Here is a 12,130-nt window from a genome sequence, read left to right on the forward strand (position 1 = left end):
GGTAATTACTCACTTTTTTTCAGCTTAAGCTGCAGATGAAGGTCGTTCAGCTGGGCCTCGCTTACTTCGCCAGGCGCATGGGTCAAAAGGCAGCTTGCACTTGCCGTTTTCGGGAAAGCGATCGTATCCCTAAGGTTCGAGCTTCCGGCAAGCAGCATCACAAGGCGGTCGAGGCCAAGCGCAATGCCGCCGTGCGGAGGAGTGCCATATTCAAATGCTTCGAGCAGGAATCCGAATTGCTCCCTTGCCTCCTCCTTGCTGAAGCCGAGGACAGAGAACATTTTTTCCTGGATTTCGCGTTCAAAGATACGCAATGAGCCTCCGCCGAGTTCATATCCATTCAGCACAAGGTCATAAGCCTGGGCCTTTACCTTTGTAGGATCTGTATCAAGGTATTCCAGGTCTTCGCGGTTTGGCATTGTAAATGGATGGTGGGCAGCATAATAGCGGCCTTCTTCTTCGTCAAATTCAAGCAGCGGCCATTCTGTCACCCAAAGGAAATTGAAGAGGGACTGGTCAATCAGCCCAAGGTCTTTGCCAAGCTTCGACCGCAGGGCTCCAAGAGCGTCAGCGACGACGCTTTTCTTATCGGCCACAAACAGAAGCAGGTCTCCTGTCTCGACTCCCAGCAGTTCTTTAATAGCTGCCTGCTCTTCTTCTGCAACAAATTTCGCGATCGGCCCTTTCAAGCCTTCTTCTTCTGCTTTCAGCCAAGCCAGACCCTTGGCACCGTATCTTGAAGCAAATTCTGTCAGTGCATCGATGTCCTTGCGGCTGTATTTGGAAGCAGCGCTTTTCACATTGATTGCTTTGACTTCCCCGCCGGAAGAAATCGCGCCTGCAAATACTTTGAAGCCTGAATTGCTTAGTGTTTCAGAGAGATTGACAAGCTCCATAGCAAAACGGGTGTCCGGTTTGTCAGAGCCATAGCGGTCCATCGCTTCCTGGTAGGTGATGCGCTGGATCGGCAGTGTGATATCAATGCCCTTCACCTCTTTCATGACCTTTGTCATCATCTGCTCGGTCATGGAAATGATGTCTTCCTGGCTCATGAAGCTGGTTTCAATATCGATTTGCGTGAATTCCGGCTGGCGGTCTGCACGGAGATCTTCATCACGGAAACAGCGGGCAATCTGATAGTATCTTTCAATTCCGCCGACCATCAGCAGCTGCTTAAAGATTTGGGGCGACTGCGGCAAAGCATAGAATTCACCTGGATGGACCCGGCTTGGAACAAGATAATCGCGGGCGCCTTCAGGTGTGCTCTTCGTCAGGATAGGCGTTTCAATATCCAGGAAGCCTTCACCGTCCAGGTAATCGCGGACAGCCTTTGTTACCTGATGGCGCATCTTGAAGGTCTCAAACATGACCGGACGCCTGAAATCGAGATAACGGTATTTCAATCGCACATCCTCTGAAACATCAGTCTGGTCGGCGATCACGAACGGCGGTGTCTTCGCTTCATTTATGATTGTTACCGCTTCTGCACTGACTTCAATTTTACCCGTAGGCAGGTTTTCGTTTACAGTGCCAGGTTCCCTGGCAACAACCTTTCCTTCAACACTCAGAACATATTCATTCCTGATTTTTTCAGCAGAAGCAAGGGCCTCCGGGGAAGTTTCAGGATTGAACACTACCTGTACCAGTCCTGTGCGGTCCCTCAAATCAATGAAAATCAATCCGCCCAGATCGCGGCGCTTTTGCACCCAGCCTTTAAGTGTCACTTTTTCACCGATGCTTTTTTCTGTTACTTCTCCGCAGAAATATGTTCTCCCAAACATACATTAACCCCCTATTAGCTCTTTTAATTGGTCTATGAATGAATCCAGGCTGACTTCGGACTGTTCGCCGGTTCCCATGGACTTCACATTGATCTTGCCTGCTTTCAATTCATCTTCCCCAAGGACGGCTACATATTTTGCGTTCATACGGTCAGCTGCCTTAAATTGTGTTTTGATCTTTCTGTCCAGATAATCCCTTTCTGCGGAGAAACCGGCCATGCGCAGCTTATGCAGGAGGCCGACAGAATAATCCTTTGCCTCTTCCCCAAGCGCCACGAGATAGCAGTCGATTCCTTCATTAATTGGAAGCTTGATGTTTTCTGCCTCCAGAGCTGCCAGAAAGCGCTCAATGCTGAATGCGAAGCCGATGCCAGGCGCTTCCGGGCCGCCGATCTCCTCAGTCAGGCCGTTATAGCGCCCCCCGCCGCAAAGGGTTGTTATCGCCCCAAAGCCCTCAGCGTCGCTCATGATTTCAAATGCGGTGTGGTTATAATAATCCAGGCCGCGGACGAGATTGGGATCGACCGTAAAATCAATAGAAAGATCCGTCAGGTACCGCTGCACTTTATCAAAATATTTTTTTGAATCTTCATTCAGATAATCAAGAATGGAAGGTGCTGTCTGCATCAATTCGTGCTCCCTGTCCTTTTTGCAGTCCAGGATCCTCATTGGATTTTTTTCCAGCCTGTTTTGGCAGTCTGAGCAGAATTCCCCGATCCTCGGCTTGAAGTGGGCAATAAGCGCCTCGCGGTGGCTGTTCCTGCTTTCTTTATCTCCAAGGCTGTTGATGACCAGCTTGAGCTTCTTAAGGCCCAATTCTTTGTAGATGCCCATAGCCAGGGCAATGACTTCTGCGTCAATGGCAGGGTCAGAGCTTCCAAGCGCCTCGACCCCAAATTGGATAAACTGCCTGAAGCGGCCTGCCTGGGGGCGTTCATAACGGAACATCGGGCCGGTATAATACAGCTTCACAGGCTGGCTGGCATACCCATGCATTTTATTTTCGACAAAAGAACGTACAGTTGGTGCCGTACCTTCAGGCCTCAGTGTCAGGCTGCGCCCGCCGCGGTCCTCGAAGGTATACATTTCCTTTTGCACGATGTCAGTTGTATCTCCGACCCCTCTCAGGAAGAGTTCGGTGTGCTCGAAAATCGGCGTCCTGATTTCCTGGTACTGAAACCTGCTGCACAGCTCCCTCGCCTTTTCTTCAATATACTGCCATTTTTCCGATTCTCCAGGAAGGATATCCTGTGTCCCTCTCGGTATATTCATTGCCATATCCTGTTTCCTCCTAGCATTTCTATGTATACTAACAGGGCACACCCGGGACATGCGCCAAGCTTTCCTAAATGCAAAAAACTCCCGTCCCTTGTATTCCCATACAAGGGACGGGAGTTAGATCCCGTGGTGCCACCCTAATTGAAGGCATAACCATCATGCACTTCCACTTTTACAGTTAACGCCTGTCAACGTTCAGCCCCTACTAAAGCGGTCAGCTTTTTCAGGGAGAATCCTACGGAGTGTTCATTCATTAAGCTGCCATGCAGAAATGCTTTCAGCCCAGGGCATTTCCTCTCTTTTCACACATTTCTCAACTACTGTTCTCCATCATCAGTGTTCAATATGAATAGTGATTTTATTTATCTAATCATAAAGACCATTTCAGCCATTGTCAAGGGGTAAAAGAGCCGGTAACAGTAATTCCGGAAGACTCACTCTGCCGGTCCGGCTGCACCTGCTCTAAGAACGCTCAAGCTTCCTCTTCAGCTTCCTGACATCCCCGATGCTGAGGCCGAATTCCGAGGCAAGTTCGTACATGCCGGACCCCTGCTCCTTCTGGATGAAATCGTGAAAGTCTACACCAAACAGCTGATTGCCGTTCTCATGGGCATGCATGCCCTTTTCTCCAAATCTCATCAGACCACCCTACCCAAAAAGTTTTTTATTCTTTCAGTATGTCTTGAAAGCACCCGGAACATTCCCTTGGCAGCCAATTATTTTACCTTTTCAGCTAATGGCTAAAATTGGACAGCAAAATTCCGATATTAACAGCAGGGGTTTTATGTTCTAAAATAGAACTTATATTTATACACTCCAAGATTTTGCAAAAGGAGGGGACTTTTTGTTAAAAAGCAGCAAAACACTACTATTTCTATGCTTCATCCTTTTGGCAGGGGGAGTATGGAGGCCATCTGAAAGCACAGCCGCGTCCGGCGGGACTGCATTGATCGCAGACAGCGGAGTAAATATCCGCAGCGGCCCGGGCCTCAGCTACCCGATAGTCAAACAGGCAGACAAGGGAGACAGCTATCCGATCCTGAAAGAAAGCGGAGACTGGATGCAGCTCAGCCTTTCCGGCGGGGCGAAAGGCTGGGTTGCAGGCTGGCTGGCAGTGAAGGAATCTGCCAAAAAAGAATCTGCCACTGTATCTTCCGGCGGGACTGTCACGGCCAATGGATTGCGGGTCAGGTCAAATCCCGGAACAAATGCCTCGGTCATAGCTGTCCTGAATAAAGGGCAAAAGGCCGACATCATGGAAAAAGAGGGAAGCTGGGTCAGGATCACAGGCTCATTCGGGAATGGCTGGGTCTCCGCAGATTTCATCACGGCAGGAAGCAGCAAAGCCGCTGCGTCAGCTGAAGGAACGGTCACAGGCGATTCATTGAACGTCAGGAGCGCTCCCGGAACACAGGGTACGGTCCTCGGAAAGCTTCAAAGCGGTGACAGAGTCAGCATTGTATCCAATAACGGGAGCTGGACGGAAATTATTTTCCGCGGAAATCATGCATGGGTGAGCAGCGAGTTCATTTCCTCTTCAGGAAGCAGCAAAAGCTCCAATCCGAGTGCCGGCAGCAGCAGGAAGCCAGCAGGAGGATTGACTGGAACGGTCACAGCACAGACTCTGAACCTCAGGGATTCAAGCTCCTTGAATGGGAAAGTTATCGGATCGGTTTCAAAAGGCGAAACGTATTCAATTATTGAAGAAAAGAACAATTGGGCAAAAATTGAGTACAAGCCCGGTTCATATGGCTGGATTGCAGCATGGTATCTCGATAAGTCCGAGGTTTCCTCAGCCAACGGCAGCAAACCGGCAAAAGGCAGCACCATCACCATACTACATAACGGAACAAATATAAGAAAAGATGCCAGCACTGGAAGCTCTGTACTCCAATTGGCCAACGCAGGGGAATCCTTCGAAGTGCTTGGCCGCGAGAAAGACTGGTACAAAATCAGCATGGATGGGAAGGCAGGCTATGTAGCCGGATGGATCGTTTCCTTGAGCGGGAGCTTGCCCCAGATTGAAAAGCCGGGGGCGGAGCTTCACCTCCAGGGGAAAACCATCGTCCTTGATCCCGGACACGGCGGCCGAGACAATGGCACAACCGGAGCGCGGGGCACCCAGGAAAAAACCGTCACCATCAAAACAGCCCAGCTTCTGTACAGCAAGCTGAAGGCTGCGGGCGCCAATGTAATTTTAACAAGATCCACTGACACTTATATCCCGCTCAGCTCGAGGGTTGGCTCTGCATCATACCATAATGCCGATGCTTTCATCAGCCTGCATTATGACAGCATCAGTGACAAAAGCGTCCGCGGCATGACCGTTTACTATTATCATGGATTCCAAAAGGCACTCGCCGAGAGCGTCCACAGTTCCCTGACCGCCCAGACTAAACTGAAGGACCGCGGTGTGAGGACGGGTGATTATTTCGTCATCAGAGAAAATAATAAAAATGCCATTTTGCTTGAATTAGGATATCTGAGCAATCCGGCGGAAGAAATGCTTGTTACCTCCCCGCAGTATCAGGAGGCAGCCGCAGCCGGCATATACCAGGGTCTGGCCAGGTATTTTAAAGGATATTAAGCAAGAGAGAGTCCTTCCATTGAGAAGGGCTCTCTTTTTGTGCAAAAAAAAACAGCCTTCTCAGACTGTCATTTGCTTTCTATTATCAGCGTGACCGGCCCGTCATTCACGAGGCTGACGTCCATCATGCTGCCAAACTGCCCTGTTTCTGTTTTGATGCCCTTTTCCCTGAGAAGCTTGTTGAATGCCTCATAGATTTGAAGGGCATGGTCAGGCTTGGCTGCTTCCTTGAAATTTGGCCTTCTCCCTTTACGGCAGTCGCCGTATAGAGTGAACTGGGACACAGAAAGGATTTCTCCCCCAACATCGTGCAAAGATTGGTTCATCTTGCCTGCTTCATCTTCAAAGACGCGGAGGTTGGCAATTTTGTCAGCCAGATATTCTGCATCTTTCAACCCGTCCTCATGAGTGACGCCCACAAGCAAAACAAAACCGCGGGAAATGCTGCCTACTGCCTTTCCTTCTACTGTGACACTCGCTTCTTTGCTTCGCTGAACAACAACTCGCATTTTGTATTCCCCTTAGTTCATGATGCGTCTGACAGAATAGATATCAGGAATCTGCTTGATCCGGTCCACAACTTTCTGCAGATGGCTGACATTTGTAATTGCGATCGACATATTGATGGTAGCCATTTTGTTGCGGTCCGATTTGCCTGATACCGCAGAAATATTCGTTTTTGTTTCATTGACGGCCTGCAGCACTTCGTTCAGGAGGCCGCGGCGGTCATAGCCGTTGATTTCAATTTCAACATTATATTCTTTTTTATCATTAAGGCCTGTTTCCCATTCAACCGGGATGAGCCTTGCTTTGGCATCGGCAGTATCGATATTGGTGCAGTCTGAGCGGTGTACGGATACCCCTCTGCCTTTTGTGATAAAGCCGACAATTTCATCTCCCGGCACCGGATTGCAGCAGCGGGACAGGCGGATCAAGAGATTATCGATCCCTGAAACCCTTACGCCTGATTCCCGTTTCTTGACCGACGGGAAGGATTTCAATTCCGAAACAGCATTGGAGATATCGTTTTCCTGCTCCATATCACGCTTTTTCCGCCATTTTTCGGTCAGGCGATTTGCGACCTGGAGAGCCGTGACGCCATTATAGCCGACAGCTGCATACATATCCTCTTCACTGGCAAAATTGAATTTTTCAGCCACTCTCCGGACGTTCTCTGCAGTCAGGATTTCTTTGATGTCAAAATCCATATTGCGGATTTCTTTTTCAACCATCTCTTTGCCTTTTTCGAAGTTTTCGTCTTTCTGCTGCTTTTTGAAGAATTGACGGATTTTATTTTTCGCCTGTGTTGTCTGGGCAAGCTTCAGCCAATCCTTGCTCGGCCCATAGGAATGCTTGGACGTGAGGATCTCAAGGATATCTCCGGTCTTCAATTTATAATCCAGGGTGACCATTTTTCCGTTGACCTTTGCACCGATTGTCTTATTGCCGATCTCCGAGTGGATCCGATAGGCAAAGTCAATCGGGACAGACCCTGAAGGCAGCTCGATGACGTCCCCCTTTGGCGTGAACACAAACACCATATCAGAGAAAAGGTCAATTTTAAGCGACTCCATGAATTCTTCAGCATTCACGGCATCATCCTGGAATTCGAGGATTTCCCTGAACCATGTCAGCTTTTCTTCAAAAGAAGAGCCCTCATTGACCGTTTTGCCTTCTTTATATGCCCAGTGGGCCGCAATCCCGAACTCTGCAATCTGGTGCATTTCGGTTGTGCGGATCTGCACTTCAAGCGGGTCGCCCTTTGGGCCGATGACCGTCGTATGCAGAGACTGGTACATATTCGCCTTCGGCATGGCGATATAGTCCTTGAACCGCCCGGGCATAGGCTTCCAGCATGTATGGATAATGCCGAGGACAGCATAGCAGTCTTTAATGCTGTTGACGACGATGCGGACGGCAAGCAGATCATAGATTTCATTGAACTGCTTATTCTGGAGCGCCATTTTCCTGTAGATGCTGTATATATGCTTCGGCCGCCCGGAAAGATCTGATCTGATGGACACTTCATCCATCTTGCCTTTCATTTCGCCAATGACTTCTTCCAGATAGAGCTCACGCTCGGCACGCTTTTTCTTCATCAAGTTGACAATCCGGTAATACTGCTGCGGATTGAGATAGCGGAGTGCTGTATCCTCGAGCTCCCACTTGATTTTCGAGATGCCGAGGCGGTGGGCAAGCGGCGCAAAGATTTCAAGCGTCTCATTCGAGATCCGGCGCTGCTTTTCAGCAGGAAGGTGCTTCAGCGTCCTCATATTATGGAGTCTGTCAGCAAGCTTGATCAGGATGACCCGAATATCCTGGGCCATGGCGACAAACATTTTCCGATGATTTTCGGCCTGCTGCTCTTCCTGTGATTTATACTTGATTTTCCCCAGTTTTGTCACGCCGTCGACTAGCATTGCAACTTCCGGATTAAAGGCCTCTGAAATATCCGCCAACGTGACTTCCGTATCTTCAACTACATCATGAAGAAAACCGGCAGCAACTGTCGATGGATCCATTTCAAGATCGGCCAGGATGCCTGCCACCTGGATGGGATGGATGATGTATGGCTCCCCGGATTTCCTATATTGTTCGCGATGGGCATGTTTCGCAAATTCATAGGCCTTCCGCACGACTCCGGCATGCTCCTCATTTAAATATTCTCTTGTCCTCTCGATGACTTGATCGGCGGTCAGTACCTGGTCGTTCGCCATAGAATCACCTTTATCTATATAAAGTTTAATAAGAATCCAAGCTTGCCCGGATTCTCCCTGATATCTCCGTTTACAACCATTCCATTAATGATTTAACAGAAAAAAGAATGATTGTTACTATTATCGAAAAAAAAACCGTGGATGTAAAGGGATTGGAAGTTATTTTTATATAGAAAAGAAGATTTTTGTCGAAAAAGCTCTATTTTCGGCGGATTTTATTATTTTGCTGCAGGAATTTGGCAGAAGAACAAAAGCACAAGCGCATTGATCACCCCGACAAGCACAAGCCAAACCTCCCGGCTTGTGATCTCGAGGGGCAGGGGCTGCTGCTGGACGTTGATCAAGAATTGATTATGATCCACAAGACTTACATTTAAAAATTCCTAAATACCAAGAAAAGCGGCACACCATTTAATGGTGCGCCGCTTCTTTTAAAGCAATTTACCGAGGCTGCGCCTCAGTAATTCATTAATGTAAGGATATCATAGCCGTCAAGCTTGCTGCGGCCGTCAAGGTAGGTTAATTCAATCAGGAATGCAATCCCGGCCACAACCCCGCCAAGCTCTTCGACGAGCTTGATTGTTGCGTCAATTGTGCCTCCGGTTGCCAGCAGGTCATCAGTGATCAGGACGCGCTGCCCCGGCTTGATGGCATCTTTATGAATGGTCAGTACATCTTTTCCATATTCAAGGCCGTAGTTCACCTTTACCGTCTCGCGAGGAAGCTTCCCTTCTTTTCTGACAGGCGCAAAGCCTACACCGAGGGAATATGCAACAGGGCAGCCGATGATAAAGCCGCGTGCTTCCGGACCGACAACCAGGTCAATCTGCTTTTCTTTAGCATACAGAACGATCTGGTCAGTCGCATATTTATAGGCATCGCCATTATCCATAAGCGTTGTGATATCTTTGAATCTAATTCCAGGCTTTGGCCAGTCTTCCACTATCGTTATATATTGTTTCAAATCCATTCTTCCATTGCCTCCTCAGTATGAACCGCCCCTTGAATGACTGCATCGAACCAGTTTTTCAGCTCCTGGTATGAAGAATACAGCAAATCATTTTCAAGGGTATATTGTGCATGCTTCCTTTGATATGTCGGGGATTCTGTCAAGTCCCGCTTGTTTGCTTCTTTATTAAGGGCTAAGAACCCATTTTCCATTTTAGCAAAGTCCAGCTCAAAAAACACCTTTGACATAAAATCAATCGTTTCCCTGCTCCAGCCTTTATGTTTGGCCAGCTGGTCCCCGAATTTCCTTATGTCGAATTGGCCTCTTTTGGCCAGGAACGAATAAAACCATTTAAAATGGTCCCTGTTCGGGATCGTACTGAAATAATCGCTTTCTTCTTTATAAAAGTGGACATAGATCCTGGCAGGGGCTTTGCCGCGAAGGAGCTTTTCCAGGACCTGCTTCGAAGGAGGCAAATCCACAAGGACTATATGCTCCTCTTCGATGGCCAGTGCTTCCGCTTCCGCCTCGGTGTTTATAAAGAACGTTGCTGCCTCCGGCAATGAGGAAATCTTTTCACGGTTTTGGCCCTCAAAGCAAATCCACTTTGTCCGGCTTTCAGGAAGGAGTTCCTTCAGCTGTTCAAATCTCTTGATCCCTCTCAGGTCAAAAAGCTGCCATTCAGCGACAGACAAATCGTGCATAAAAATTTGCGGTTTTCTTATATTATTCCATTCATTTATAGATAATTCACCAATCACGGATATCCGGGAATCTGCCGAAATATGATGGAACAGCTCCCCAAGGCCGAACCCGATTCCGTCCAAAGAGGATGAACCTTCACCAAGTGCCATTTTCAAGTGATTCTGGCCGGAGCCGATCTTTTTCATGCTGGCGATCGGGGCATCCTTAATCAGGACGCGCGGTTTAGGATTGTCCATTCCAAAGGGGGAAAGAAGCTGCATTTGTTCAATCGCCGGCAGGGTGATATCTTCAACAGTTACCTCGGCGTCGAGGCTTGCGACCGGTATAAAATCCTCGTCGCTAAGCTGCTCCTTCGCGAGGCTGTTAAGCCTTTCCCTCAGCTCTTCCACATCACTGAGCCCAAGCGTCATCCCTGCAGCCATCGGGTGACCACCGAAATGGGGCAGGATGTCCCTGCAGGCTGACAGATTTTTATACAAATCAAATCCGGCAATGCTTCTGGCAGACCCTTTTGCCGTCCCCTTTTCTTTATCAAAGCTGAGGACGATGGCCGGCCTGTAGAACTTATCAACAAGCCTGGAGGCGACGATCCCGATCACTCCTGCATTCCAGCCTTCCTTACCGATAACCAGGACGGAATTTTCCCCTGCCGGGTATTTTTCCTCGACTTCTTTGACTGCCTCTTCAGCAATACGGCTGACAATTGACTGCCTTTCTTTATTCATGCTGTCAATTTCTTCAGCAATCATAGCGGCTTCTTCCCGGTCTTCTGTCAGCAGCAGCTGAACGGCTGGATCAGCGCTGTCCAGCCTGCCGGCCGCATTCAGCCTTGGAGCCAGCATGAATCCGATTGTTTCTTCATCCACTGCAGATTGCTCCACATTGGCCAGCTTGAATAATGAGAGCAGGCCAGCTCTTTTAGTCGCCTTAAGCTTCTTGATCCCTCTCTGAACAAGGAGCCTGTTCTCTCCTTTCAGCGATACCAGGTCAGCCACGGTTCCTATAGCGGCAATTTCCAGAAGCTCCTCAGGAAGTTTTCCCAATAAGGCATGAGCTACCTTAAAGGCCACGCCCACTCCGGCAAGCTCGCGGAAAGGATAAAGGCTTCCCTCAAGCTTCGGGTGGATAATAGCCAGGGCCTCCGGGAGAACCGGCCCGGGTTCATGATGATCGGTAATGATCAGGTCCATGCCCAGTTCTTTGGCAATGGACGCCTCATGGACTGCTGATATTCCAGTATCCACTGTAATGAGCAGCTTGATGCCCATTTCAGCTGCATGCCTAAAAGCCCCTTCATTCGGGCCGTATCCCTCCGTAAACCGGTTAGGTATGTAGAAATCTACATTCGCACCAAGGCTGCGGAGCGTTATCATCATAACAGAGGTACTTGTGACTCCGTCTGCATCATAATCTCCATATATTAAAATCGGTTCATTTTCGTTTATCGCTTTATTTATTCGTGAGACTGCGGCATCCATCCCGGCCATGAGGAAAGGATCATGGAATTCCCCATTCTGTCCATACAGGAAGTTCTGTGCCGATTCAGGAGTATCGAGCCCCCGATTCACTAATAATGATGCCACAATTGGACTGAGTTTCAATTCGCTGATCAGTGTGTCAGCTTTTTCATTATCCGATTGACGAACAATCCATCTTGTTTTTGACTTTAACATACGTTCACCCCTCAGCTTTTCTATTATACAAGAGGGAGTACCGGGATTCAATGAATTCCTGGGGCCGGCCGGCAGCAGAAAATAAAGGAAGCAGCAAGGCTGCTTCCTTCTAATGAATGTCTCTTTTCAAATAATCTTCGTCACTGTCTGCCGCTGATTCTGCGATTTCCTTTTCAGCACCGGCTTGAAGCGCTGCCTTCTCCTTCTCAAGCGATCTCACCTTCCGCTGAAGGGCAAATACCCTGAACACACCGACGAGCCCGACGATAAGGCCCCCCATCAGCACAGAGCCAAGGATGACCAGGATAAGCGGCCATTCACTTTCTCCGAAAACATAGTTGACTGTAACAGGATCCACATTAATAACAGCAAATACCGCGACAATGAGTGCAAAAAGAATCCCAAATATCAAGGCCCATTGAACTTTCACTCCACATCTC

At 48.7% G+C, this 12,130-nt stretch carries 10 protein-coding genes and 1 other annotated feature; of the genes, 2 read left to right on the forward strand and 8 right to left on the reverse strand.

Features of this window, described 5'->3' with window-relative positions; translation table 11 throughout:
- Positions 1-5 precede the first annotated feature (5 nt).
- The 3 genes from aspS to AC4E8B_RS18240 all read right to left on the reverse strand — a co-directional run bounded on the left by aspS (position 6) and on the right by AC4E8B_RS18240 (position 3,698).
- Entirely contained in the window at positions 6-1,781 is a 1,776-nt protein-coding gene (gene aspS / locus AC4E8B_RS18230; protein WP_490214730.1) for an aspartate--tRNA ligase, read from the reverse strand.
- A gap of 3 nt (positions 1,782-1,784) precedes the next feature.
- Positions 1,785-3,059, reverse strand: a complete 1,275-nt coding sequence (gene hisS / locus AC4E8B_RS18235) for a histidine--tRNA ligase (protein ID WP_490214731.1) — start codon at positions 3,057-3,059, stop codon at positions 1,785-1,787.
- Positions 3,060-3,162: 103 nt separating this feature from the next.
- Positions 3,163-3,402: a binding site (T-box leader), on the reverse strand.
- A gap of 119 nt (positions 3,403-3,521) precedes the next feature.
- Positions 3,522-3,698, reverse strand: a complete 177-nt coding sequence (locus AC4E8B_RS18240; protein ID WP_165352527.1) for a hypothetical protein — start codon at positions 3,696-3,698, stop codon at positions 3,522-3,524.
- A gap of 205 nt (positions 3,699-3,903) precedes the next feature.
- On the opposite strand from AC4E8B_RS18240, the gene AC4E8B_RS18245 reads away from it, so the two are divergent.
- Positions 3,904-5,646 carry an N-acetylmuramoyl-L-alanine amidase family protein gene (locus tag AC4E8B_RS18245; protein ID WP_490214732.1) on the forward strand — a complete coding sequence of 581 codons (1,743 nt, stop codon included), beginning with the start codon at positions 3,904-3,906 and terminating at the stop codon, positions 5,644-5,646.
- Positions 5,647-5,714: 68 nt separating this feature from the next.
- On the opposite strand, the gene dtd is transcribed toward AC4E8B_RS18245, so the two are convergent.
- Together dtd and AC4E8B_RS18255 are read right to left on the reverse strand one after the other, a co-directional pair.
- On the reverse strand, positions 5,715-6,155 hold the full coding sequence (gene dtd, locus AC4E8B_RS18250; RefSeq protein WP_490214733.1) for a D-aminoacyl-tRNA deacylase: 441 nt from the start codon (positions 6,153-6,155) through the stop codon (positions 5,715-5,717).
- 12 nt (positions 6,156-6,167) lie between these two features.
- Complete coding sequence (locus tag AC4E8B_RS18255) at positions 6,168-8,363, reverse strand: RelA/SpoT family protein (protein ID WP_490214734.1); 2,196 nt, start codon at positions 8,361-8,363, stop codon at positions 6,168-6,170.
- Positions 8,364-8,599: 236 nt separating this feature from the next.
- On the opposite strand from AC4E8B_RS18255, the gene AC4E8B_RS18260 reads away from it, so the two are divergent.
- On the forward strand, positions 8,600-8,740 hold the full coding sequence (locus AC4E8B_RS18260; protein WP_490214735.1) for a hypothetical protein: 141 nt from the start codon (positions 8,600-8,602) through the stop codon (positions 8,738-8,740).
- A gap of 80 nt (positions 8,741-8,820) precedes the next feature.
- On the opposite strand, the gene AC4E8B_RS18265 is transcribed toward AC4E8B_RS18260, so the two are convergent.
- From AC4E8B_RS18265 to AC4E8B_RS18275, 3 genes are all read right to left on the reverse strand, one after another.
- Complete coding sequence (locus AC4E8B_RS18265; protein ID WP_490214736.1) at positions 8,821-9,333, reverse strand: adenine phosphoribosyltransferase; 513 nt, start codon at positions 9,331-9,333, stop codon at positions 8,821-8,823.
- On the reverse strand, positions 9,324-11,690 hold the full coding sequence (gene recJ / locus AC4E8B_RS18270) for a single-stranded-DNA-specific exonuclease RecJ (RefSeq protein ID WP_490214737.1): 2,367 nt from the start codon (positions 11,688-11,690) through the stop codon (positions 9,324-9,326). Before recJ ends, AC4E8B_RS18265 begins: the two co-directional genes overlap by 10 nt.
- A gap of 109 nt (positions 11,691-11,799) precedes the next feature.
- A complete protein-coding gene (locus AC4E8B_RS18275; RefSeq protein WP_490214738.1) occupies positions 11,800-12,120 on the reverse strand; it encodes a LapA family protein in 321 nt (106 codons plus the stop codon).
- Positions 12,121-12,130 lie beyond the last annotated feature (10 nt).

The organism is Bacillus sp. SRL543, from assembly GCF_984799205.1.

Excerpts from the sequence above, each read along its gene's own strand:
- aspS (WP_490214730.1), bottom strand. The coding sequence starts at position 1,781 with ATGTTTGGGAGAACATATTTCTGCGGAGAAGTAACAGAAAAAAGCATC.
- hisS (WP_490214731.1), bottom strand. The coding sequence starts at position 3,059 with ATGGCAATGAATATACCGAGAGGGACACAGGATATCCTTCCTGGAGAA.
- dtd (WP_490214733.1), bottom strand. The coding sequence starts at position 6,155 with ATGCGAGTTGTTGTTCAGCGAAGCAAAGAAGCGAGTGTCACAGTAGAA.
- AC4E8B_RS18240 (WP_165352527.1), bottom strand. The coding sequence starts at position 3,698 with ATGAGATTTGGAGAAAAGGGCATGCATGCCCATGAGAACGGCAATCAG.
- AC4E8B_RS18255 (WP_490214734.1), bottom strand. The coding sequence starts at position 8,363 with ATGGCGAACGACCAGGTACTGACCGCCGATCAAGTCATCGAGAGGACA.
- AC4E8B_RS18265 (WP_490214736.1), bottom strand. The coding sequence starts at position 9,333 with ATGGATTTGAAACAATATATAACGATAGTGGAAGACTGGCCAAAGCCT.
- recJ (WP_490214737.1), bottom strand. The coding sequence starts at position 11,690 with ATGTTAAAGTCAAAAACAAGATGGATTGTTCGTCAATCGGATAATGAA.